The organism is Acinetobacter courvalinii, assembly GCF_014635545.1.
GTDB lineage: Bacteria > Pseudomonadota > Gammaproteobacteria > Pseudomonadales > Moraxellaceae > Acinetobacter > Acinetobacter courvalinii.
The window spans coordinates 179,919-202,728 of record NZ_BMDA01000001.1; the positions used below are offsets into that span (position 1 = coordinate 179,919).

Consider the following 22,810-nt stretch of genomic DNA (forward strand, 5'->3'; position numbering starts at 1 on the left):
TGGCATCAAAATATGGATCATTTTTTATAGTCTGATTTTTGAATGCATGGTCAATTTAAATTAAACCGCATAAATACTGTTGTAGAGATTGTTGTTGTAGGAATGTTTTGATATTTTAAATGCGGATGAATTACTTAATTATTCATTAACCGACAAATAGATAAAAATATAATTGATAAGTGAGCATAAAAATGACAAGAGTTGTCGTTTCTTCGAAGAAAAATTCGAATATTTTACAAGATGGACAAATAAAAGCGGTCATGCTCGATCAGCCTTCGATTGTCCAGATTGGTGTAAATCAGGACGATATCAAATCTATTATGAAACAAGGTAATGATCTTGTCATTACACTTAAAAACGGTGAAAAAATCATTATTAGTGATTTTTATACTGATGCAAATGTCACGGAACACACTTTGGCTTTCCCTGAACAAGATGGTAGCTATAGCATCGCCCAGTTTGATGATTCAGGCCAGTTTGTACGTTATGTACCGACAACGCAACTGACTCAGTTTGCTTATACGCAGCCACCTTCACAGAGCATGATGATGTCAGATGCTACAGAAGACTTGGGTATTACCAAATCACAGTTGCTCAAAGCGGGATTGGTGGCCTTGGCGGCAGAAGGCGTTTATTTGCTGGCTGTCAAAGATGATGACGATAAAAAGGACAGTAACAATAACAAACCGATTGATCTGACTCCACCTGAGACGCCGACTGCAACTTTAGGCACCGATACCCAAACGATTACTGGTAAAGCTGAAGCAAACGCCAGAATTGAAGTCAAGGATGCCAGCGGGAAAGTGCTTGCCACGGGACAAGCCGATGCAGAAGGTAATTATACGGTCAAACTGGAGCAGCCCTTGGTGAATGGCGGCAGGGTTGGAGTCACTGCGATTGATAGCGCGGGAAATGCTTCAAAGATGGCTGTTGTAACGGGAAATAAAGATACTATTGCACCTGATCAACCGACTGCCCAGCTTAATGCCGACGGCACCATTGTCACCGGTAAGACAGAGGCCAATGCCAAAGTCTCGATTTATGATGCCAATAATAACCTGCTCGGGACCGTAATTGCCAACAAACAGGGACTGTATTCGATCAAGGTTTCACCTCCTTTAACCAGCGACAAGGGTGGAACTGTTGTGGCGGAAGATAAGGAAGGCAATAAGTCAGAACCTTCAAAGGTATTTGCTGGCAAGGATACGGTTGCACCCGATCAACCGACCGTAGAAGTGAATAAAGAAGGGACTTCAATCGTAGGGCGGGCTGAAGCCAATAGCAAAGTTGTGGTCAAAGATGCCGAGGGTAATGTGATTGGAAGTGGCACCACTGATGCGCAAGGCAAGTTTGAAATTGGCTTGTCACCAGCTTTAGGTGCGGATAAAAAGGCCTCTATCGTGCTGGAAGATGCGGCAGGTAATGTCTCAAAACCCCTGGAAATCACTGCAGGTAAAGATACCATCGCACCAGACAAAGCTGCTGCCCAGATCAATGCTGCAGGTGATACGGTTACCGGCACTGCCGAAGCGAATAGTAAAATTGAAATTAAAGGCCCGGATGGCAAAACGATCGGGACAGGCACGGTTGGAGCCGATGGGAAATTTAGCATCACTGTCTCTCCTGCATTAACCGATAAAAATATGGGTAAAGTGTATGTGATTGATGCGGCTGGTAATCGTTCGGATGCCACTGATGTACTGGGCGCAAAAGATACCATTGCCCCGAATAAACCGGTCTTGCAAACGGTGACCGATGATGTGGGACCGGTTAAAGGGGCTATTGCTGCGGGTGCAAATACCGATGATAGTAAGCCGACTTTAGCGGGGATTGGAGAGGCCAAAGCAGTACTGACGATTTACGACAATGGTCAGCCGGTGGGTACGGTAACCGTAGGGGATAATGGCAAATGGAGTTTTAACTTTAGCCAAGAATTAGGACTCGGCGCGCATAAGATCACCTTAACCCAGACCGATGCTGCGGGTAATATCAGTGAAATGAGTGATGGATTTAGTTTTAATGTGGTTGCGCCGACCACTACCACATCAATACAAAGTGAAGCTTCGGAATCTGCCGTAACGCAAGCCTCTCTGGTTGATGCCATCAATCTGGAGGCTTTTCAAAGTAAACAGGCAGCGGTCTCGCCCTCATCTGCAGCAGAGAAGTTAAATCTTAGTGAATTGTTGTCTACTACTGAGATGTCAAATCATCAGGTCGATGAGGTGTTGAATCAAATTATTGCCCCTCAAGCCCCATCGACGGCTACTGCAAGCTCAGACCATCAGCAAGTGGAAAATTTTGATTTTACCCAAACCATTAAGGCAGGGCCTTTTGACCAGTTGGATGTATTACAGCATTCAATTATCTAATCAATGTACAGATGAAATAAGACGCTTATTTTTCAATAAGCGTCTTTTGTTTTACCAGTTGAATAATACCGGTCAGGATCGCTCCAATTGTTGCCAGAAACATATCTTTATGCGCATCCCACATATCACCTTGCTGACCATTATAGTTTTCTGCATCTTCCGGCGATAACCCGATAGAAAGTCCCCATTCCAGCAGTTCATAAAATACACTAGAGGCCATGACAAACTGAATTACAAGCAGAAATAACGAAAATGGCTTTGCAGTGGGTAGCCAGACCTGAAAGCAGCGATAGACAAAAGGATAGAGCAGCAGTCCATAAGAAAAATGAACTAGCCGATCATACATATTTCGTGACCAGCCCATGCTTTGATCTAAATCAAAATTGATAAAATACAGGAGCCATTGGTTATAAGGTACATAGGAGTAGAGGTAGTGCGCACCAATAATATGAATCAGAAGAAAGAATAGATAGCAGCAGAAACTTGCATAATCAAGGCCCACTTTTTTGAACGTCAGCAGCAGCACAATCAACATAAAGACAGTGCCGGCCTGATGTAACAGATATGCCTCAAACTCCAGTGGATCAATACTTGCAATGGCAACGGCGACTACAATCAGCGCCAGTGCCAGATAATGTTTTAAAGTAAATTGTTTTTCGGTCATGTCACGTCCTAAACGCGATCAGGAAAAGCGTATTCCCCTTACTCTGTAGAAGTTACAGCAATCGGTTCTTTTGTTGTAGATATACCGCCAAGTGCCTGACACGCTTGTATATATAATTGATATTTTTGTTGTACAACTTCATCTAGGGGAATGTCAAAGAGATCTTCACCATTTTTATATTGTTCAATATAAGAAGCGGCCTTTTCCTTGTTGGCAGCCAAGGATTGCTGATAAAAAGTTGAAATAGAAGAGGTCGCCAGCTCACTGGATTCAATATTATGACATTGAAAATTTTGTAAGACTTTCTCTGCACGCTTGACCTCGCTTGATTTTCCAAAGATACAACCGGTTAAGCTAAGCGTGGCAAGGAGTAAGCACAAAAGTTTCATGATAGATCGAGATACAGTGAAATTTTAAAGACGCTATTATTGTATAGAAGTTTAGTTTTATAAATTAAATATTTATGTCTGACAGAATAAAAATTAAAAAAACTTATACATCTTTTGCATGATTTCGCTATAGCAAAAAACGGCAGGATTGAAGTAGCCCATCGGACCATGCATAAAGATCAGTCGAATAAATTTTAATTGATTGATAAGAAATAACTTTTAGCGTTATCCTAGTTTGGGGGATAAGTAATACAGATGATGATGCGTATTAAGCATATTTTTTTACTGTTTCTGCTGCTTTGTTGCACTGCTGGGGCGCAGGCAGAAGACTATGATTTCTTTGAGCCGTTCCATGATGACCGCGAAGAAATGTTTGACGCCGCCTATCCGCAAATGAAAACAGATTATTCAGTTTTGCATAACCTGTTTTTTCAGAATGAACGGTGGCGTATCTATAACCATACCGCTTATCAGACCAATCAGTTTAACCATAAAATGCTAACTGGCGATACCAGCAGTTTGTCTTTAGACGACTTCTCGATTTCAGTTGGGTATGGTGTCGCTTATCAGCTGAATTTCCGTCATCGCATTGGTTATGAATATCTGTCCAGTTTTCCTTTTGATCGTGGCCAAATGATCCGGTTTTTCTGGCTGAGTATTTTCTAAACCACTTTTTGATAGAGGCCTGCGCGAACCAGCCCAGCTTTGGTTTCTTTGATTTTTTGCCAACTCACTGGAAGCTTCAGTTGGGACAGGTCACGGTCGGCTTCTACATAGATATAAGCATTCGGATTAATCATTGGATCGGCCAGTTCAGCCAGTTCTTGCCATAAATCAAGGCTATAAGGCGGATCAAGAAAGACTACATCAAAGCTGTTTTTTAATTTGCTTAAAGCCTGTTGGGCCGTTGTGACCAGTAACTGACAATTTTTAGCTTTTAACAGTTGAATATTCTCTTTTAAAAAACGTGCCTGGGTCGGATTCGGTTCAATCATGGTGACTTGGGCTGCACCACGTGAAAGGGCTTCAAAGCCCAATGCGCCAGAACCGCTGCACAAGTCGAGTACCTGTGCATTTTGAATATCCCACATTAACCAGTTAAATAAGGTTTCCCGGATACGATCCGGGGTTGGGCGTAAGCCTTCAATACTTGCAAAGGGCAAAGTACGGCGTTTCCATTCACCACCGATAATTCGTAATTGATTCTTCATTATTCAGTGACTCCATCATCTGCGGGTTGAACGGCTGGCGGTGTGGTCGCAGGTGGCGTTGCGACCGGGCTCGAAGCTGGCGCTGCATTTTGTGCTGCTGCCGCATTTGCCATCGATAACTCACCTGGCTTGATGCCAGCCGTCATTAAACCACCATTGACCTGATGATTGGCTGGACGCAGTGGATTCTTCTTACGCGTCACCAGCCAGTAATCGAAGATTGGACGGGCAATCTGTGCAGCTGAACCACCATGTCGACCATTTTCCCAAACCACGGCAATGGCAATTTCTGGATGATCAGCGGGTGCAAAGCCAACAAACAGACCATGGTCCCATTGGCGAGAGGACAGGGCCGCTTCGTTATAGCGTTTACCTTGTGCAATACTCTTCACCTGTGCCGTACCGGTTTTACCTGCAATTGAATATTGCAAACCACCTTTGATGCCGCGACCTGTACCAGACTGGATCACATCAACCATTGCATCATGCATATTGGTCCAGTCTTGTTCTGTGCCGTTAAACTGGATTTTGCCATCAGGCGCATTGTGTACCGCAAACTTTTTGGCACCTTTGGTTTCTCTGAGGACATGCGGCGTAACATGTGAACCCTTATTCGCTGTAATCGCAGTGGCCATGGCCAGTTGTAATGGCGTTGCGGTAAATGCACCTTGCCCGATACTGACCGAAATGGTTTCACCTTTGAGCCATTTGGATTTGCGGGTACGCATTTTCCATTCCGGGCTTGGGTAGAGGCCTGAGCTCTCACTTGGTAAATCCACACCAGTTTTTTCACCAAAGCCGAACTGACGCATCCAGTCATTCATTTTTTCAATGCCCATGCGATAGGACAGGACATAGAAATAGGTATCGCAGGAAACGATTTGAGCCTTGTGCATATTGACGGAACCATGTCCGCTTTTCTTGTGGTCACGGAAGCGGTGGCTATCGCCAGGCAGGGAGAAATAACCCGGATCTGAAATGGCTGTGCCCCAATCCACCAGACCATAGTGAATACCGCCTAAACCGAACATCGGTTTAATGGTTGAGCCGGGTGGGTAAGCGCCTTGAACTGCACGGTTATACAGGGGCTGGTCGAGATTATCACGCAGTCCGCTATAGTCTTTTGAACTAATCCCAGTAACAAACAGGTTTGGATTAAAGCTTGGACTAGAGACCAGTGCCAGAATTTCACCTGTACGTGGATCCATAGCCACAATTGCACCACGACGGTCTGCTAATTGCTGTGCAGCAACAGTTTGTAAACCGTAGTCAATGGATAAATAAAGATCATTACCACGGGCTGGGTTTTGGCGGCCTAAATTACGCAGTACATTACCGTGGGCATCCGCTTCAACAGATTCATAGCCTGGTGTGCCGTGTAACAAGTCTTCATAACTTTTTTCCACCCCGATTTTACCAATCAGGTTAGTGCCTGCGTATAAGTCCTTATCAATCGATTTGAGCTCTTTATCATTAATCCGTCCGACATATCCAATCACATGGGCAAACAGTTCGCCATGCGGATAGTAGCGGGTCATCTGCGTTTCAATTTTCACCCCGGGAAATGCATATTTCACTTCGCTGAATTTCGCGATATCGGCTTCAGTCAGGTTTAATTTGATTGCCAGACGTTCGGTTTTACGTGCAGTTTTGACCCGGCTTTTAAAACGGTCTACATCTTCCTGAGCGAGATTTAAAATCGGGGTCAGACGGGTGATCGTATCATCGATATCGCTGACATCGGCCCGGCTTAAGGTTGCAGTGAAGACCGGATAGTTATCTGCGAGCAACACCCCGTTGCGATCATAGATATAACCACGGGCAGGTGCGAGTGGTTGTAAGCGAATTCGGTTCTTATCTGAGGCCGTTGTAAAATCATCGTAATGAACAATCTGTAAATATGCATAACGACAGATCAGTAACAGGAGAAAAAAACCGACCAGAAAAATGGCAAAGAAGATTCGACCCTTATAAATGCGCTTTTCTTGTTGCATGTTTTTTAAAGGAAAGTGCTGTTTCATAGGGTGTCGACTTAATTACAGAGGTGGGAGATACAAAGACGCAATATTTTAACGTAAGTTGCATGATCATACTGTAGAATTTTCAACAATTCATGCAAATGTTGACGCGACAGTTTTTGACTTTGCAGACATTAAAATTATAGGGTCTTGTATATTAGAAGCAAAATAATTCTGTTAAAGTCACAAACTATTCGAAATAGGATTTTCCAATACAGACATAGGGAAAATGGAGAAAATAATGAGAAAAATTTGCCTTTTATTATCGGTTTTAACACTTACGGGCTTAAGTCATGCGGATGATAATCCATTTATGCCTGAGCCTAAATTGAAAGATGCAAACGTTTCAACATGGAATGTCGGGGCAGGTTTTACTAAAAAATTATTACATGGCAATTTGGAATGGGTCAATCCTTACGGGATCGCCTATGCAAAAGCGGGCGCTTTCTTAAATGATGACAACGAAATTGGTGGACAAGTCGGTTTTCGCTATCCGTACTATCTAACCGGTACTGATAAAAATGGTTATTACGTTGGGGTCTATGCAGGCCATTTAGACAGTAAAAATTATGGCGGTAAGCAAAAAGCCAACCTGGGTGTTGGTGCTGATCTTGCATATGTCTGGCTGAACAGTGAACGGATTAGTACCTTCAGCGTCGGCGCAGGAGTACGTGAAAAATTAGAAGATGGAGATGGCAATACAGTGAAAAAAGCACAACCTGTGTTGCAGTTTTCTTACACCTTAAGTTTTGGTTTATAAGAGGAGAATGCAGATTTATTCTTTTATAAGCCATCATGTATCAATAATTCTGAGAGTCATGCATGTTTGATTACGTCAATGAATTGTGGCAGATTTTCTTAAATCGACCAGACCATCTGGCAGTGTTAAGTATCATTCCCGTGACCGCCTTTGTAACTTGGGCGCACGTGTGGATGGCACTGAAAATGGTATTTTACCCAATTAATTTCTGGGGATTCCATTTAGGCCCGTTACCTGTCGGTTGGCAAGGGATTGTGCCGCGTAAAGCTGGACGTATTTCAGGCATCATTACCGATAATACCTTATCTAAATTGGGATCACTGCGCGAGTTTTTGGAAGCCATGGACCCTGAAGATATGGCCATGATTATTGGTGAACAGGTTGGTTTTGAGCTTGAACACCTGATTGATGAGGTGATGATTGATCGTAATGCGGTGCTCTGGGAAAATCTGCCTTATTCGATTAAACGCCGTATCTATGCACAAGCCCATAAACAATTGCCCAATACGCTTAGAGAACTTGTGACTGAGCTGACCATGAACGTCGAGTCACTGGTGGATATGCGTGAAATGGTGGTGAGCCAGATGGAAGGTGACCGCCGTTTAATGGTGCGTATGTTCCTGAAAGTAGGTCAGAAAGAGATCAACTTTATTTGGCATATCAGTGCCTTGATCGGGATGTTCTTTGGTATTTTCCAGATGATCGTCTGGTTTGTGGTGCCGTGGCACTGGACTGTTCCATTCTGGGCTGCTATCTGGGGCTTTTTGACCAACTGGATTGCGATCTGGATGGTGTTTAATCCGATTGAACCGCACTATATCCGCTATCCACAGATCTTCCGTTTGACCAAAGACCGTAAATTCCCGTGGATTGTACCTGTCTTGAAGATTGGAACCTACAATGTCCAAGGCGCATTTATGAAGCGTCAGGAAGAGGTTTCGGATGTATTTGCCAGCGTGGTAACTGAAGATTTAATTACCTTAAAATCGATCATGACTGAGATGATGTATGGCAGCAAGAAAGACAAAACCCGTCGTATTGTCAAGCGCCATATCAATGAAATCATGGAAACCCCATTAGTCAGAACCTCTTTGCAGCTTTCATTAGGGCCAAGAGAGTATGCTAGACTCAAGACTGACTTGATTGATCGCTCAATTGAAATTACCATGGGACCAGTATGTGACCCAGCTCTGAATGCAAGTCGTGCGCAGAAGATCTTTCAAATGTTTAGAGACCGCATCCGTGAACTAACACCGAAAGAGTTCCAGAATTTATTGCGTCCTGCTTTCCAGGAAGATGAGTGGATTTTGATTGTACTAGGTGGAGTGACTGGTTTCTTTGCTGGTTTAATTCACTTATTTGTTGCTTTCTTATAATTAATTTGATGTTGGTTGAGCGATAACTCTGTATGATATTGCTCAATTTAAGATTTATTGTTTTTAAATGAGGATGTTCTTTTATGCGCATTATTTTACTCGGACCACCTGGGGCAGGCAAAGGTACTCAAGCTCAGTTGATCTGTAAGCGCTACAATATCCCACAAATTTCAACCGGTGATATGCTCCGTGCTGCAATTCGTGAAGGTACTGAACTTGGCTTAAAAGCAAAAAGTGTCATGGAATCAGGCGGTTTAGTTTCTGATGAATTGATCATTGGTTTGGTGAAAGAGCGTATTGCTCAGCCTGATTGTGAAAATGGTTGTATCTTTGACGGTTTCCCACGCACAATTCCACAAGCTGAAGCATTAGAATCAGCGGGCATCAGCATTGATCATGTGATTGAAATTGATGTACCGGATGAAGAGATCGTGCAACGTCTTTCTGGCCGTCGTCAGCATCCAGCTTCTGGCCGTGTTTATCACACGGTTTACAATCCACCAAAAGTGGAAGGTAAAGATGACGAAACCGGCGAAGACCTGGTACAACGTCCAGATGACCAGGAAGAAACTATTCGTAAGCGTCTTGGTTCTTACCACAGCGAAACTGAGCAATTGGTTGGCTTCTATCAAGGTCGTGCTGCGTCTGGTGAAAATGCACCGACTTACGATAAGCTAGATGGTTTACGTGCAATTGAAGACGTTCAAAAAGAATTATTTGCGATTTTAGATAAATAATCTGAATTGCAGATGATAAAAGAGCTCTGGTATAGGGCTCTTTTTATTTTGGAGAAAGACCATGCTACTAAAAGTTGTTCTGATTTTAGTTGTGATTTTCAGCTTGGTTTTGCTGTTATTTTTATTGTATCAAAGCCAAAAAATGTTGCGTCATGTGCAGAAACAGCAGGCTTTGGAAAATAAACTAAACGGTAAAGCACGTCAGCTACATCCAAAATTACAACAGCATAAAAAACCTCAGGATTAACTGAGGTTTTTGACGACAATGGCTTTGTTTGCGCCAAATTCAAAGCGATCCGGCCAGTTACAGACATCGGCAACCACACATTCACCACATTTCGGCTTACGTGCAATACAACAATAACGACCGTGCAAGATTAGCCAGTGATGCGCATCGATAATAAACTCTTTGGGAATCACTTTAATCAAGCGATCTTCAACCTCGAGCACATTTTTACCCACCGCCAGACCTGTGCGATTTCCCACACGGAAAATATGGGTGTCGACCGCCATAGTCGGCTGACCAAATGCTGTATTCAGTACCACATTGGCAGTTTTACGGCCGACACCGGGTAAAGCCTCCAGTTCTTTACGTGTTTCTGGAATATTGCCTTGATACTGCTCTACCAGAATACGACAGGTTTTAATCACATTCTCGGCTTTGGAGTTATACAGGCCAATAGTCTTGATATATTCTTTCAAGCCATCCACCCCAAGATTTAAAATCGCCTGAGCGGTATTGGCAACTGGGTAGAGTTTATCGGTGGCCTTGTTGACACTCACATCGGTTGCCTGAGCAGACAGCAGAACCGCAATCAGCAATTCAAACGGTGAAGAATAGTTCAGCTCGGTTTGTGGATGCGGTCTTTGTTCACGTAAACGTTCGAAAAAAGTCTGAATCTGCTTTCTGGTCATATTTTTAACGGGCATTTAGATGTCCTGCAATTCATTTAAACGTTGTTGTAAAGCCAGTAACTGGGCTTGTTTTTGCTCATCTGCACGGACACTCAGCTGTTTTTCCAGTTTCTTGATCTGCGTGCGTACTTTGGCAAGTTCAATGGTAGTTTTAGCATCCAGTGCTGGCGTTTCTTTGGGTTTATCCACGAGGGTAATCACAGGCACATTGTTGAGTGCCTGAGAAAACTGGGCAAAGAATTCCACATCAATTTCTGCACGGACAATCGGGCCTTTACGGCTTAAACGACGTTTCTCTTCACGTTGAATATGTGCGTAGTAACGATGTCTTAAATCGTCCTGTTCAACGCTGCGTTGTTCTGCGCTTGGCAAGGGTTGGCTGTCTGCCACCAGATCAATGCAATCCACTGGACAAGGCGGAATACATAACTCACAGCCTGTACACAGATCGGTCAAAATGCTATGCATCAGCTTACCACTGCCGATAATTGCATCCACTGGGCAGGCACTAATACACTTGGTACAGCCAATACATTCATCTTCCCGAATTATCGCTTTCATACGCTGTGGACGACCATCCGCCTGAATTTCCCAGACACTGGATTCAGCCGGAAGAGAAGGACGTTGCAATAGCGCCGCCAATGCATCAGCAACAGGTTGGCCACCCGGTACACACTTATTTGCTTCTTCGCCTTCTGCAATCGATTTTGCATAAGGTAAACATCCATCACGATGACCACATAAACCACATTGTGTCTGTGGCAAGAGCTGATCTATTTGGACGATAAGAGAATGTTGTGCGGTTGATGACATGGACATGGATGAAGCAAAAAACAGGGAGCCTAGTATAGCAAATAATGACTTTAGGCGGGGTCGCCAAGCTGGAAAATCATCCAGATCGCATGTTTGTTTTTTGCTTAAAAATAGTGCGATTGTTGATGTTTTTTAGTGCGAACTAAAAATAGGATGGGGATATTAAGAATAAAGCTGGAAAAATATCACCGCATTTTTTAAGCAATTTTAGGTACATTTATTATAAAAATAATGAACATTTATCTAAATAAGTTTTTGATTATTAATAATATAAAGTTTGGCCTAAAAAATAATATTGTGATGCAATAGTAATCTGTATTAAATATATGCGATATTCTATTTTGGTGCATTTTTCGCACCAAGATAAATCATGGACTTGGGGGTGAATGTTGAAGTACAACAGCTTAAATGACTTTCTGGATTATGTTAAAGCGAGAGATCCTAATCAACCTGAATTTTTACAAGCTGTCGAAGAGGTCATGACCAGTTTGTGGCCGTTCATTGAGAAAAATCCTAAGTATGCTCAATATGGTCTGCTCGAGCGTCTGGTTGAACCTGAACGTGCTATCCAGTTCCGGGTATCATGGATGGATGACCAAGGTCAAACCCATGTGAACCGTGCTTTCCGGGTGCAATACAACTCAGCGATTGGACCTTATAAAGGGGGAATGCGTTTTCATCCTTCAGTGAATCTTTCAATCTTAAAGTTTTTAGGCTTTGAACAAACCTTTAAAAATGCCTTAACGACGCTACCCATGGGCGGCGGTAAAGGCGGTTCTGATTTTGACCCGAAAGGTAAATCAGATGCAGAAATCATGCGTTTTTGTCAGGCATTAATGCTGGAGCTCTATCGCCATCTCGGTTCGAATACCGATATTCCGGCAGGGGATATTGGGGTGGGTGGTCGTGAAGTTGGCTATATGACCGGCATGATGAAAAAGCTGAGCAATGACACCTCTTGTGTCTTTACCGGTAAAGGGATTTCATTTGGAGGTTCCTTGGCCCGTCCTGAAGCAACTGGCTATGGCACGGTTTATTTTGCAGAAGAAATGCTGAAAACCCGTGGCGAAAGCTTTGCAGGTAAAACGGTTTCGATCTCAGGTTCGGGTAATGTTGCACAATATGCAGCAGAAAAAGCCATGTTCCTAGGCGCAAAGGTAGTGACCTTGTCGGATTCAAACGGCACAGTCTATTTAAAAAATGGTTTCAGCAAAGCATTACTTGATGAAGTGATGGAACTGAAAAATGAAAAACGTGGCCGTATTTCCGAGTTTGCTTCAAAACATGGTTTCGAATATTTCGAAGGTCAAACACCTTGGCATATTCCTGCGGATATTGCTTTACCGTGTGCGACACAAAATGAGTTAAAAGCGGAAGATGCTGCAACTTTGCTGGCAAATGGTGTGATTTGCGTGGCAGAAGGCGCCAACATGCCTTCAACGCTTGAGGCGGTTGAAAAGTTTGTTGAAGCGAAGATTTTATATGCACCTGGTAAAGCATCAAACGCGGGTGGCGTTGCAACATCAGGTCTTGAAATGTCTCAAAATGCTAACCGCTTGGGTTGGTCATTTGAACAGGTCGATGAGCGCTTACATGCAATCATGAAAGAGATTCATCGTAACTGTGTCAAATATGGTATTCAGGAAGATGGCTCAATCAATTATGTTGATGGTGCCAATATTGCGGGTTTTGTAAAGGTTGCTGATGCCATTTTAGCGCAGGGTATTTATTAAAAATCTCCCTTTAATCAAGAGAGACCTCCCATAAAAAAATCCGATGTTAAGACATCGGATTTTTTTATTTACCGCTATAAATTATGGTTTTTTCACAATCTCTTGTTCAACAACCATATCGAGTACGTCTGCAATGCTTGATTGATCAGCAGCTGGGTTTTGAATGTCAAAACGCTTCACACGTACAATTACACGTTGTTGTGGATTGTGCTCAAAACCTTCGATTTGACCGTAGTAAAGCGACCAGTTTTTGTCAGCGTAAGTTTTTAACCCTTTGTCGTCATATTTAACTTCACGCACTTGCATACAGGTTTGTGGCGCAACGCCTGTGCATGATTTAGTTTCTGGGGCAACTTCCAAGAAAACAGTTTTACCTTCAGACTGGTATTTTGCTTCAGGTGTCATTTTACCCACGAATGTATATTTTTGACCTTTTGCATCCGCGATGACCAAAGTTGGTTGTTCTGGATTGCTTGTATTCACTTCATAAGCGATTTTACGTTTTTGTAAAAGGTCACCCGCAAACTGTTCCTGTTTCATCAATGCAGGTTCACAAGCCATCATTGTTGAAGCCAACGCACCGGTCACAATCGCGCCGTTTTCGATTTTCCAAGAGGTATTTTGACGGTTACAACCCGTATCTACAGATAAGCGGTCATTGCCTAAGAAGCTTAATACGATTGGACGTTTGCTATCAGCAGGTTGATATGACCAGGTATAATTGGTCAATACATTGTTATTTGTCACTTTAGCACCTGTGAATACGTGTTTTTGACCTTTGCTGTCCGTCACAGTCAAGATTGCCTGACCATTCACCGTGCTGATCTCAAATGGTACTTTTTTCTCGCTGAAAATATCAGCAGATAAACGTTCTTGTTGCATTAAATCGTCTGCACACGCCATCATGGTTGATACCAGTGGAGAAGTGACAATGGTATTGCCTTCAACTTTCCAAGTACCGCCCTGATTGTTACAACCGGTTTGGATTGCAAGCTTCTGGTCTGCACCAAATGCTAAAACCAAAGGTTTAGACGCTTTTGAACCTTGGTAAGTCCAGTTGTATTCAGCCAAATTTTTTGCAGCAGTTGTATTAATTTGTGAAATCACGTTATCAGTCACATTTTGTACCGTTTGACACGCCATTAAAGAAAGTGGAAGTAAGGCAAGAACTAAATATTTAATTTTCATATTCAAAACAACGGGAAATAAATAACAGACCTAAGCTTAAAGTATTCTTAAAAAAAGAGCATGGGTGCCACTTAGGTATTAAGTTTGTTAAATGTTTCTATTTGTAAATTTTAAAAAATATAATGGATTTATAGGCTTGCTAATATTATATACAAGCCTATTTTGTTTTTATGTGATTCAGTACGCAATTTAGTCGAATCGGTAAATATCCATTCCGAGGGAGCCCATCGAGAAGCTGCTGTGCACAATATTAAAGCGATTTCCTGTGCCCATAGCAAAGAAAAGTGGTGCAAAATGCTCTAGAGAGGGGTGGTTTCTCTGTATATAGGGTAAGGATGGCCAGTCCAGCACAGCATCATAATCCTGATGAGTCAGTTTGTTGACCACTGCATTACGGAAGGTGCTGGCCCAAACTGGCACATCGGCATCTGCTTGCCAGGAAAGTTCAGCCAGATTATGGGTGATACTGCCTGAGCCGATCAGTAAAATCTGTTGTTCACGCAGTGGTGAAAGTACTTGTCCAATTTTATAAATCTCGTCGGCATTCATATGTATCGGTAATGAGATTTCGATCACCGGAATATCTGCATCTGGATACATATGCAGTAACGGCATCCAGACTCCATGATCTCGTGGACGGGTACTGTTGGCATGCGCAGCCAAACCTGCTTCAGCAAATAGCTTCAATATTTCTTCTGCCAACTGCGGTGCGCCAGGTGCCGGGTAGCGAATCTCATAAAGTGCAGGTGGAAAACCACGAAAGTCATGCCAGGTTTCAGGGCGTGTCGATGTACTGACTTCCAGCGCCTGACTTTCCCAATGTGCCGACATGACAATAATCGCTTGAGGTTTAGGCAGGTTGCTACTCAAGCGATTTAAGGCCGGGCCAACCTGTTCCGGGTCAAGGGCAAGCATAGGCGAACCATGAGAAATAAAGAGTCCGGGTAAGGTCTGGAAAGTCATATAGGGCACCTAATTAAAATGACATGATTATCGTGACAAAAAAGTGATGACAATGTCAGTCATTAAACGTCAACATATTGTTCTAAAATCAGAACAGCCTTTAGGCCCGATGATAAGGATGATTATGGTTAATACTCACCGCTCTATATAACTGTTCAATTAGCAGGATACGCACCATCGGGTGGGGCATGGTCAATTTCGATAATGACCAATGCCAGGCTGCTGCCTTACGAACCGCATCTGAATGTCCATCCGGCCCACCAATTGCAAGCGCAATATCATTGCCTTCCAGCATCCAGTGTTTCATGGTATCTGCCAGTTTCTCGGTACTGAGTTCGCGCCCGCCGACTTCTAAGGCAATTAAGGTTTCATTTGGCTTGAGCGCATTTAAAATACTTTCACCTTCAATTTGACAGTATTTTAAAATATCCGCTTCGGAGTCATTTTTTCCGCGTTTTGCCATCGGTAGTTCAATCACTTGTGTTTGCACGAATGGCTGGATACGTTTGAAATAGTCTTCAAATCCGGTAAGAACCCAAGCAGGCATTTTTTGACCAATGGTAAGAATGCGAATTTTCATAAGAACGGCTTATTTAGCAAATTCCACACATTATAAATGTTGCGGACCCGCATAGGGCAAAAGCTGCGGTTTATCTTGTCATAAATAATACAAAAAGCTGTTTTATATTTTCCATAAAAAACGCAGCTCAAAATGCGTATGAGCTGCGATCAAAGAGCCATCCGTCTGGAGTTCAGATGGCACTAAAATGAGTTCACTGAGTCAAACTTGATCTTTGTTTTATCGACTCTATTTTATTATGCAAGATATTGGTTATTTTTCAACCAGAAGATGTAACAAAAAAAGAGAGCCGAAGCTCTCTCTTTTATCAGTCACTGTTTAGTGACGTGCAGCTTTTGCCTCTTCCACCGGTTTTACAATCGGTGTTTTAGGTAAAGGCTTCGGTGTATCCGTTAACGCTAAAGGCAGGATTTCATCAATACTTTTCACAGCCTTGATTTCTAAACCTTCTTTCACGTTGTCTGGAATCTCAGCCAAGTCGCGAACGTTATCTTGTGGAATGAAGACCAGCTTGATTCCGCCGCGGTGGGCTGCAAGAAGTTTTTCTTTCAGACCACCAATACGCATCGCACGGCCACCGAGACTGGTTTCACCGGTCATGGCGATATCTGGACGAATCGGAATACCTGTGAATGCCGATACGAGGGCAGTCGTAAGAGCTAAACCAGCAGATGGACCATCTTTTGGCGTTGCACCTTCAGGTAAATGCACGTGAACATCGGTTTCTTCAAAACGTGAAGATTCAATGCCCAATTCATCCGCACGGGTACGTACCACGGTCATTGCTGCGGTAATCGACTCTTTCATAACATCACCGAGTGAACCGGTTGTAATGAATTTGCCTTTACCTTTGACTGCAGCAACCTCGATGGTCAGCAATTCACCACCAACAGACGTCCAAGCTAGACCGTTGACACGACCCACCTGTGCTTCATCTTCAGCGATACCAAAGTCAAACTTATGCGGACCCAAGTATTCAGGAAGATTGGCAGAAGTCACGTCAATCTGTAAGTTTTTCGACTTCTTGCTGACCGCTTCTTTTACCACTTTACGCGCAATTTTAGAGACTTCACGCTCTAAACTACGAACACCGGCTTCACGTGTATAACGTTGAACGATGTCACGGATTGCTTCTTCATGAACAGTCAATTCTTTAGTACGTAAGCCATTGTTCTTGATTGCTTTCGGAACAAGGTAACGTTCAGCAATATTGACTTTTTCATCTTCGGTATAACCCGGTAGACGAATCACTTCCATACGGTCCAGTAAGGCCTCTGGAATATTCATGCTGTTTGCGGTACAGATGAACATCACTTCAGAAAGGTCAAGATCAAGATCTAAATAATGGTCATTGAACTTGCTGTTTTGTGATGGATCAAGTACTTCCAGCAAAGCTGATGCCGGGTCGCCACGATAATCCTGCGCCATCTTGTCAATTTCATCGAGTAAGAACAACGGGTTCTTTACACCAACTTTTGTCAACGACTGCACGATTTTACCTGGCATCGCACCGATATAGGTACGACGGTGACCACGAATTTCAGCTTCATCACGTACACCACCGAGTGCCATACGAACAAACTCACGGCCTGTCGCTTTGGCAACAGATTCGCCAAGCGAGGTTTTACCCACACCTGGAGGACCGACGAGACAGAGGATCGGACCTTTGAGTTTTTTCACACGAGACTGAACCGCAAGATATTCCACAATACGATCTTTAACGTCATCTAGGCCGTAATGATCGGTATCAAGAATTTCCTGAGCTTTATTCAGGTTAATGCTCACCTTGCTGGCTTTGTTCCATGGCGTATCCAAAATTACTTCCAGATAGTTGCGAACTACAGCGGCTTCACTTGAAGCAGGTTGCATGGCCTTAAGTTTACGAAACTCAGCTTCAGCTTTTTTGCGGACGTGTTCAGGTAAATCGGCTTCAGCCAGACGTTTTTCAATTTCTGCAACGTCATCTTCAGCCCCGCCATTCATATCGGAAAGTTCACGTTGAATGACTTTCATTTTTTCATTTAGAAAGTATTCACGTTGGTTCTTTTCCATTTGGCGTTTTACACTGTCGTGCAGCGTTTGTTCAATTTGCTGTTCAGCAGATTGATTCATCAAATAATTCATCAACTCTTGCAAGTGAGCTTCAAATTCATCGTGCTCTAAAAATTTTTGTTTGACTTCAATATTTAAAGGCACACGAGTGGCAACGAAGAACATCAATTGTAATAAGTCTTCAATTTTATTTGCTGCTGCGACGAGTTCACGCGCATTACGTAATTTTGCTTCGGCATATTGAGCAAAAAGGGTACGTAATTCATTTAAGCGAGTTTCTTGGGTCTCTTGATCCAAAGATAATGTCATTGGGCTTAAATGATGTTCAGCTGTTAAGTATTCTTCACCATCAATAATGCGTTCTAACTTAGAACGGTGTAGGCCTTCGATCAGTACTTTAATGCAGTTTTCATCATTTTCATGATTAACAACCTGTACGATTTTGGCCACAGTTCCATATTGATAGAGATTATCGTGATCAATTTCTTCTGTAAGCGAATCTTTTTGCGCAACTACAAATACTAAATTGTCACTGTTACGAGCCACATCCACTGCATTGATCGATTTTTCACGACCCACGAATAGCGCAATTTGCATGTGCGGATACACCACAACATCACGTAACGCTAATAGTGGTAATACACTTGGAACCTGTGGCTCTAAGCTTGTTTCATTATTTAAAATATATTCAGACATGGGCACTCCTAATGAGTGACAACGGTGTTGCCATGTTTTTTATAGTGATGTGCATTTTAAAAATTACAAGGGTTTTTACTTAGAAAATATAAAAAAAAGACTAAATTACTCAAGATTTAGGCCCGTGATAACAAAAAGTGCAAGTTAGCGCTTGAAAAAATAGAATTTTTTAGGTGTGAGTAATCCATCTAGAGGTTGATCCCATTTCTCCCGTAATAAAGGTTGTTGTATATATTGGAAGTCATGGGCCAGACCGAGACGATAAGGGCGCTGTTGAGCACTGGCTAGAGTCCGGTCATAAAAACCACCTCCCATGCCGATACGTGTTCCCCGATAATCACAGGCCAGCAAAGGCATAAGCAGTAGATCGAGTCGGGAAACATGGTGGCCGCGATTTGCCATGGGTTCCTTCATCCCTAGCGGATGGTGTGAAAAGCGTTGATTAAAATATTGGTTTGAATGCACCCGTACCCAGACCAGTTGCTGGTTCATATTACAGATCATGGGTAAATAAACCTGTTTTCCATGCTGAAAACAGAGTTTTAGAATTTTGTGAGTATGAATTTCACCAAAGGCATGTAAATACAGCCCGATTTTTCTTGATGTTTGAAAAGGGACTGACTTTCTGAGCTGAATCAAAACCTGCTGTTCAGCTTGCCTTTGTTGATAAGAGGAGAGTTGTCTTCTTTTAACGCGTAGCTGTTTTCTTAATAATTTTAAATCTTGGCCCATAAGATTGCAGCAATATTTTTGATAAGAGAATCATACTCGATTTAGCAAACAATATCTAAAACCCAGTGTTTTGGAATTCATAAGTAAAAATTGATAGTGTTGTGGTTATTTTTATCCCAGCTAATAAATGGTTTTTTGATTACTTATTTCAATAATTAATGGTAATTAAAGGTATTGAATATTATTTTGCTTTGTTTTATGGAGTTTTTGCTCTACTTTTCATTTTATTTGTAAAAAGAAACAAAACGGAAACAAAAGAAAACATAAAATTATTTTTGTAGTTAAATCATGAATTTATTTTACATGATTTTTTAATAATGTGAGAAATAAGTCTCACATTTTATCAAAAAGTGTTCATTGTATCTTTACCAATTTACTCGGTTTTATTAGCATCCGCGGCTCTTTTTCGGCATCGAAACTAAAAATGCTCATTTGCATTTTTAGACCATCAATAACTGTAGTAAACATCTGAGAATTTTATGAACAAAGTGTATAAAGTGGTTTGGAATGCATCTATTGGCGCATGGGTTGCAACCTCTGAACTGGCAAAAAGTAAAACCAAAACTAAGTCAAAAATTTTAAATTTGTCTGCTGCAGTACTGGTTGGGGCGATCAGTTTTTCTCCTGCGGCATTTGCCGCAAGTGGGATTGATAATGGAGGGGGTGCCGGGACTTCTATTTCTGGTTCAACGATGAACTGTCGCGAAGGCGCTGCAAATACTGCCAATGGTAAAGATGTTGCCATTGGTTGTGGTGCTAAGACACAAGACTCTACCAGTACTAATATCGCAAACCGCCAAAATCCATATAACAATTCAACAGGCGCTTTTGCAGGAACAATGAAACAAGGCGGTTCAATTGCCTTGGGTACAGGTGCGACCACTGAAAAAGGTTTAGGTACGGCAATCGGTTCTTATGCAACCACGACCGATATTGCCGGCGTTGCAATCGGAACAGGTGCTTTATCAAAAGGGAATACTGCGCTTTCGATTGGCCGTCAGTCAGCAGCAACTGGAGACTTTTCGCAGGCAATTGGTAATGTGGCAGCCGCAACAGGTAAAGGTTCTTTAGCGATTGGTCACTCTGCAACTGCAGAAGGTTACCGTTCAATTGCCATTGGTTCTCCAGATATTGAAAATGCAGGTTCTGTCGCAGGTCAGGCAGGCGCATCCTATCAGCCAAACATGGCAACCAAGGCGACAGGTAAAGATTCGATTGCATTTGGTGGTGGTGCGGTTGCAACACAAGAAAACTCTTTGGCAATTGGTGCATTCTCGGCATCAACTGGTAAAAAATCAGTTGCGATTGGTACGGGCGCAAAAGCCAATAAAGATGAAGCTGTTGTAATTGGTGACCAAGCAGAAGCTACTTTTGATGGTGGTGTTGCAATCGGTAAGGGTGCACGTTCAGAAGCTGAAAACAGTATTGCTTTAGGTAAAGATTCAAAAGCGACTCAAGCGACTGGTGAAAGTTTCCTAACCAAACAAGCTGCACCAACAGGTGTTTTGTCTGTAGGGGATGTGGGTGCTGAGCGTCGTATTCAAAATGTCGCAGATGGTGCAGCTGATTCTGATGCTGCAACGGTTGGTCAGTTAAAAGCTGCACGTACTCATTATGTCAGTGTCAATGACAATGGCATGCAAGGTGGTAACTATGAAAATGATGGTGCAAAAGGCCGTAATTCAATCGCGGTGGGTGTAAATACAACCTCAACTGGTTCTGAATCGGTTGCGGTCGGTTCAAGTGCAAGAAGTGCTGGGGTTGGAGCTGTTTCTGTAGGTAGTGCCAGTGAAACAGTGGGCAGCGGTGATGTGTCGATTGGTCGTAATGCATCGACTCGTGGCGCTGCAGGTACAGCGCCTGGCTATAGCAATCAATCGATTGCAATCGGTGACCAGACCAAAGCGATTGGCGACCAGTCAGTTGCGATTGGTGCAGATGTTATTGCGCGAGGTAACTCATCTGTCGCGATTGGCGGTGATGATGTTGATAAAATTGCCCAAGATGCCGAATTAAGTAAAACCTATACTGATATTACAGGTGGAACTTTAAAAGCAGGTCGTTATCCAACGACTGAAGCGAATCATGGTTCAACTGCAGTGGGTACTCAGGCTGTAGCTACGGGCGCATTTTCTTCTGCTTTTGGTATGACCTCTAAGGCAACAGGTGATGCATCAGCTGCCTTTGGTGTAATGTCGAATGCCTCTGGTAAAGGTGCTGCTGCATTTGGTGCGGTCGCTCAGGCAACAGGCGATGGCGCATCGGCAATGGGGATTAACTCACTTGCGTCTGGGACCAATTCAACTGCAATTGGTTCGGGTAATAAACCAGGTGAAGGTGCGACTGCAACAGGTAATGGTGCTGCTGCAATCGGTAGCAATGCTAAAGCAACGGGTGATAGTGCTGCTGCGGTAGGTAAGGGTGCTGAAGCAAGCAATGAAAATGCTGCTGCGATCGGTGGCGGTGCCAAGGCGACAGGCAAAAACGCTGCTGCAATTGGTGGCGGTGCTTTAGCTGATCAGGAAAATGCAGTTGCTGTTGGTCAAGGTGCGCAATCTCTGGTTGTCGGTGGTGTTGCATTAGGTGCACGTAGCCGAGTTGAAGCAGAAAACAGTGTGGCTTTAGGACAAGATGCAGTTGCGACAGAAGCAACTGGAAACTCATTCCTCACCAATCGTGATGCATCAATGTCAAATGGTGTGATCTCTGTTGGTTCTGCGGGTAAAGAACGCCGTATTACCAATGTTGAAGATGGTGCTGCCGATTCAGATGCCGTGACTGTTCGTCAGCTTAAACATGTTGATTCTCGTGTGAATGAGAATGCGCAAAACATTACCAATCTGGATCAGAAAATTGATAACACCAAAACTGATTTGGATAATCAAATTGCAGATACCAATAAAAATCTGAATGATGCTAAAACAGATTTAGGTAATCAAATTAACAATACTAAAACTGAGCTAAACAGCAAGATTGACAACACCAAGACCGAGTTGCAAAACAAGGGCTTGAACTTTGCTGGCAATGCAGGTGCAGACGTTCATCGTAAGTTGGGTGACAAGTTAAACATCGTGGGTGGTGCTGATGCTGCAACAGCAGAAGACAAGACCAGCGGTGAAAATGTCATTACCCGTACGACAGCAGATGGTATCAAGATCGAATTGTTGAAAGATGCGAAGTTCGACAGCATCACCACTGGCGATAGCGTACTCAACAACAATGGCTTAACCATCAAAGATGGCCCAAGCATCACTAAAGACGGCATCAATGCAGGTAATAAAGTTATTACTAACGTTGCTGATGGTGTAAATGGTAAAGATGCAGTCAATGTTGACCAGTTAACCAAAACTAAAGATGGTCTGGATAACAAGATTACTGATACCAACAACAAGTTAGACGACGCTAAAAAAGACTTGGGTAACCAGATCACGGATACCAATAACAAGTTAAATGACACTAAAGATCAGTTAACCAATCAGATTACTGATACCAAGACTGAGCTAAACAGCAAGATTGACAACACCAAGACCGAGTTGCAAAACAAGGGCTTGAACTTTGCTGGTAATGCCGGTGCAGACGTTCATCGTAACTTGGGTGACAAGTTAAACATCGTG

Annotated in this window: 19 protein-coding genes; 8 read left to right on the top strand and 11 right to left on the bottom strand. The window is 42.9% G+C overall.

Annotation, left to right across the window (positions count from 1 at the left end; translation table 11 throughout):
* Nucleotides 1–191: 191 nt before the first annotated feature.
* Complete coding sequence (gene blp2, locus IEV39_RS00755; RefSeq protein ID WP_005288107.1) at nucleotides 192–2,369, top strand: Ig-like repeat protein Blp2; 2,178 nt, start codon at nucleotides 192–194, stop codon at nucleotides 2,367–2,369.
* Between the two features lie 25 nt (nucleotides 2,370–2,394).
* On the opposite strand, the gene IEV39_RS00760 is transcribed toward blp2, so the two are convergent.
* Both IEV39_RS00760 and IEV39_RS00765 read right to left on the bottom strand, forming a co-directional pair.
* The gene (locus IEV39_RS00760; protein ID WP_005288104.1) at nucleotides 2,395–3,033 is read right to left on the bottom strand and encodes a DUF2238 domain-containing protein; all 639 of its coding nucleotides are present in this window, start codon (nucleotides 3,031–3,033) and stop codon (nucleotides 2,395–2,397) included.
* A gap of 38 nt (nucleotides 3,034–3,071) precedes the next feature.
* Nucleotides 3,072–3,422, bottom strand: coding sequence for a hypothetical protein (locus IEV39_RS00765; RefSeq protein WP_005231727.1), 351 nt, complete (start codon nucleotides 3,420–3,422; stop codon nucleotides 3,072–3,074).
* 261 nt (nucleotides 3,423–3,683) lie between these two features.
* Here IEV39_RS00765 and IEV39_RS00770 point away from each other — a divergent pair, with 261 nt between their 5' ends.
* Nucleotides 3,684–4,088, top strand: coding sequence for a hypothetical protein (locus tag IEV39_RS00770; RefSeq protein WP_032870496.1), 405 nt, complete (start codon nucleotides 3,684–3,686; stop codon nucleotides 4,086–4,088).
* On the opposite strand, the gene rsmD is transcribed toward IEV39_RS00770, so the two are convergent.
* Entirely contained in the window at nucleotides 4,085–4,633 is a 549-nt protein-coding gene (rsmD, locus tag IEV39_RS00775; RefSeq protein WP_005288101.1) for a 16S rRNA (guanine(966)-N(2))-methyltransferase RsmD, read from the bottom strand. The genes IEV39_RS00770 and rsmD overlap by 4 nt on opposite strands.
* Nucleotides 4,633–6,654, bottom strand: a complete 2,022-nt coding sequence (mrdA, locus tag IEV39_RS00780; RefSeq protein WP_005288098.1) for a penicillin-binding protein 2 — start codon at nucleotides 6,652–6,654, stop codon at nucleotides 4,633–4,635. The genes rsmD and mrdA overlap by 1 nt, the downstream gene beginning before the upstream one ends.
* 238 nt (nucleotides 6,655–6,892) lie before the next feature.
* Here mrdA and IEV39_RS00785 point away from each other — a divergent pair, with 238 nt between their 5' ends.
* From IEV39_RS00785 to IEV39_RS00800, 4 genes are all read left to right on the top strand, one after another.
* The gene (locus IEV39_RS00785) at nucleotides 6,893–7,411 is read left to right on the top strand and encodes a hypothetical protein (protein WP_005231723.1); all 519 of its coding nucleotides are present in this window, start codon (nucleotides 6,893–6,895) and stop codon (nucleotides 7,409–7,411) included.
* A 62-nt stretch (nucleotides 7,412–7,473) separates the two neighbouring features.
* Nucleotides 7,474–8,787, top strand: coding sequence for a DUF445 domain-containing protein (locus IEV39_RS00790; protein WP_004652140.1), 1,314 nt, complete (start codon nucleotides 7,474–7,476; stop codon nucleotides 8,785–8,787).
* Nucleotides 8,788–8,870: 83 nt separating this feature from the next.
* The gene (gene adk, locus IEV39_RS00795; protein ID WP_005231721.1) at nucleotides 8,871–9,524 is read left to right on the top strand and encodes an adenylate kinase; all 654 of its coding nucleotides are present in this window, start codon (nucleotides 8,871–8,873) and stop codon (nucleotides 9,522–9,524) included.
* A 61-nt stretch (nucleotides 9,525–9,585) separates the two neighbouring features.
* On the top strand, nucleotides 9,586–9,771 hold the full coding sequence (locus IEV39_RS00800; protein ID WP_005231720.1) for a hypothetical protein: 186 nt from the start codon (nucleotides 9,586–9,588) through the stop codon (nucleotides 9,769–9,771).
* On the opposite strand, the gene nth is transcribed toward IEV39_RS00800, so the two are convergent.
* A complete protein-coding gene (gene nth, locus IEV39_RS00805; protein ID WP_005288095.1) occupies nucleotides 9,768–10,454 on the bottom strand; it encodes an endonuclease III in 687 nt (228 codons plus the stop codon). The two genes, IEV39_RS00800 and nth, sit on opposite strands and share 4 nt — an antisense overlap.
* On the bottom strand, nucleotides 10,455–11,276 hold the full coding sequence (locus tag IEV39_RS00810) for an RnfABCDGE type electron transport complex subunit B (RefSeq protein ID WP_228129950.1): 822 nt from the start codon (nucleotides 11,274–11,276) through the stop codon (nucleotides 10,455–10,457). It lies immediately after the preceding gene.
* 362 nt (nucleotides 11,277–11,638) lie between these two features.
* Here IEV39_RS00810 and gdhA point away from each other — a divergent pair, with 362 nt between their 5' ends.
* Nucleotides 11,639–12,985 (top strand): NADP-specific glutamate dehydrogenase, encoded by a 1,347-nt coding sequence (gene gdhA, locus IEV39_RS00815; RefSeq protein WP_005288089.1) that lies wholly within the window; start codon nucleotides 11,639–11,641, stop codon nucleotides 12,983–12,985.
* Nucleotides 12,986–13,066: 81 nt separating this feature from the next.
* Here gdhA and IEV39_RS00820 read toward each other — a convergent pair whose 3' ends face one another.
* From IEV39_RS00820 to IEV39_RS00840, 5 genes are all read right to left on the bottom strand, one after another.
* Nucleotides 13,067–14,173 (bottom strand): META and DUF4377 domain-containing protein, encoded by a 1,107-nt coding sequence (locus tag IEV39_RS00820; protein WP_005288086.1) that lies wholly within the window; start codon nucleotides 14,171–14,173, stop codon nucleotides 13,067–13,069.
* A 189-nt stretch (nucleotides 14,174–14,362) separates the two neighbouring features.
* A complete protein-coding gene (locus IEV39_RS00825) occupies nucleotides 14,363–15,136 on the bottom strand; it encodes a DODA-type extradiol aromatic ring-opening family dioxygenase (protein ID WP_005288082.1) in 774 nt (257 codons plus the stop codon).
* 100 nt (nucleotides 15,137–15,236) lie between these two features.
* Nucleotides 15,237–15,716, bottom strand: coding sequence for a 23S rRNA (pseudouridine(1915)-N(3))-methyltransferase RlmH (gene rlmH, locus IEV39_RS00830; protein WP_005288079.1), 480 nt, complete (start codon nucleotides 15,714–15,716; stop codon nucleotides 15,237–15,239).
* Between the two features lie 318 nt (nucleotides 15,717–16,034).
* Nucleotides 16,035–18,464, bottom strand: coding sequence for an endopeptidase La (lon, locus tag IEV39_RS00835; protein ID WP_005288076.1), 2,430 nt, complete (start codon nucleotides 18,462–18,464; stop codon nucleotides 16,035–16,037).
* 144 nt (nucleotides 18,465–18,608) lie between these two features.
* Nucleotides 18,609–19,196, bottom strand: coding sequence for a 5-formyltetrahydrofolate cyclo-ligase (locus tag IEV39_RS00840; protein ID WP_005288072.1), 588 nt, complete (start codon nucleotides 19,194–19,196; stop codon nucleotides 18,609–18,611).
* A 479-nt stretch (nucleotides 19,197–19,675) separates the two neighbouring features.
* On the opposite strand from IEV39_RS00840, the gene IEV39_RS18415 reads away from it, so the two are divergent.
* Nucleotides 19,676–22,810, top strand: a 3,135-nt coding sequence (locus tag IEV39_RS18415) for an ESPR-type extended signal peptide-containing protein (RefSeq protein WP_264821888.1), incomplete at its 3' end; no start/stop codon positions are given.

Bases quoted from the DNA above. Each gene is read 5' to 3' on its own strand.
- blp2 (WP_005288107.1), top strand. From the start codon at position 192: ATGACAAGAGTTGTCGTTTCTTCGAAGAAAAATTCGAATATTTTACAA.
- IEV39_RS00760 (WP_005288104.1), bottom strand. From the start codon at position 3,033: ATGACCGAAAAACAATTTACTTTAAAACATTATCTGGCACTGGCGCTG.
- IEV39_RS00765 (WP_005231727.1), bottom strand. From the start codon at position 3,422: ATGAAACTTTTGTGCTTACTCCTTGCCACGCTTAGCTTAACCGGTTGT.
- IEV39_RS00770 (WP_032870496.1), top strand. From the start codon at position 3,684: ATGCGTATTAAGCATATTTTTTTACTGTTTCTGCTGCTTTGTTGCACT.
- rsmD (WP_005288101.1), bottom strand. From the start codon at position 4,633: ATGAAGAATCAATTACGAATTATCGGTGGTGAATGGAAACGCCGTACT.
- mrdA (WP_005288098.1), bottom strand. From the start codon at position 6,654: ATGAAACAGCACTTTCCTTTAAAAAACATGCAACAAGAAAAGCGCATT.
- IEV39_RS00785 (WP_005231723.1), top strand. From the start codon at position 6,893: ATGAGAAAAATTTGCCTTTTATTATCGGTTTTAACACTTACGGGCTTA.
- IEV39_RS00790 (WP_004652140.1), top strand. From the start codon at position 7,474: ATGTTTGATTACGTCAATGAATTGTGGCAGATTTTCTTAAATCGACCA.
- adk (WP_005231721.1), top strand. From the start codon at position 8,871: ATGCGCATTATTTTACTCGGACCACCTGGGGCAGGCAAAGGTACTCAA.
- IEV39_RS00800 (WP_005231720.1), top strand. From the start codon at position 9,586: ATGCTACTAAAAGTTGTTCTGATTTTAGTTGTGATTTTCAGCTTGGTT.
- nth (WP_005288095.1), bottom strand. From the start codon at position 10,454: ATGCCCGTTAAAAATATGACCAGAAAGCAGATTCAGACTTTTTTCGAA.
- gdhA (WP_005288089.1), top strand. From the start codon at position 11,639: ATGTTGAAGTACAACAGCTTAAATGACTTTCTGGATTATGTTAAAGCG.
- IEV39_RS00820 (WP_005288086.1), bottom strand. From the start codon at position 14,173: ATGAAAATTAAATATTTAGTTCTTGCCTTACTTCCACTTTCTTTAATG.
- IEV39_RS00825 (WP_005288082.1), bottom strand. From the start codon at position 15,136: ATGACTTTCCAGACCTTACCCGGACTCTTTATTTCTCATGGTTCGCCT.
- rlmH (WP_005288079.1), bottom strand. From the start codon at position 15,716: ATGAAAATTCGCATTCTTACCATTGGTCAAAAAATGCCTGCTTGGGTT.
- lon (WP_005288076.1), bottom strand. From the start codon at position 18,464: ATGTCTGAATATATTTTAAATAATGAAACAAGCTTAGAGCCACAGGTT.
- IEV39_RS00840 (WP_005288072.1), bottom strand. From the start codon at position 19,196: ATGGGCCAAGATTTAAAATTATTAAGAAAACAGCTACGCGTTAAAAGA.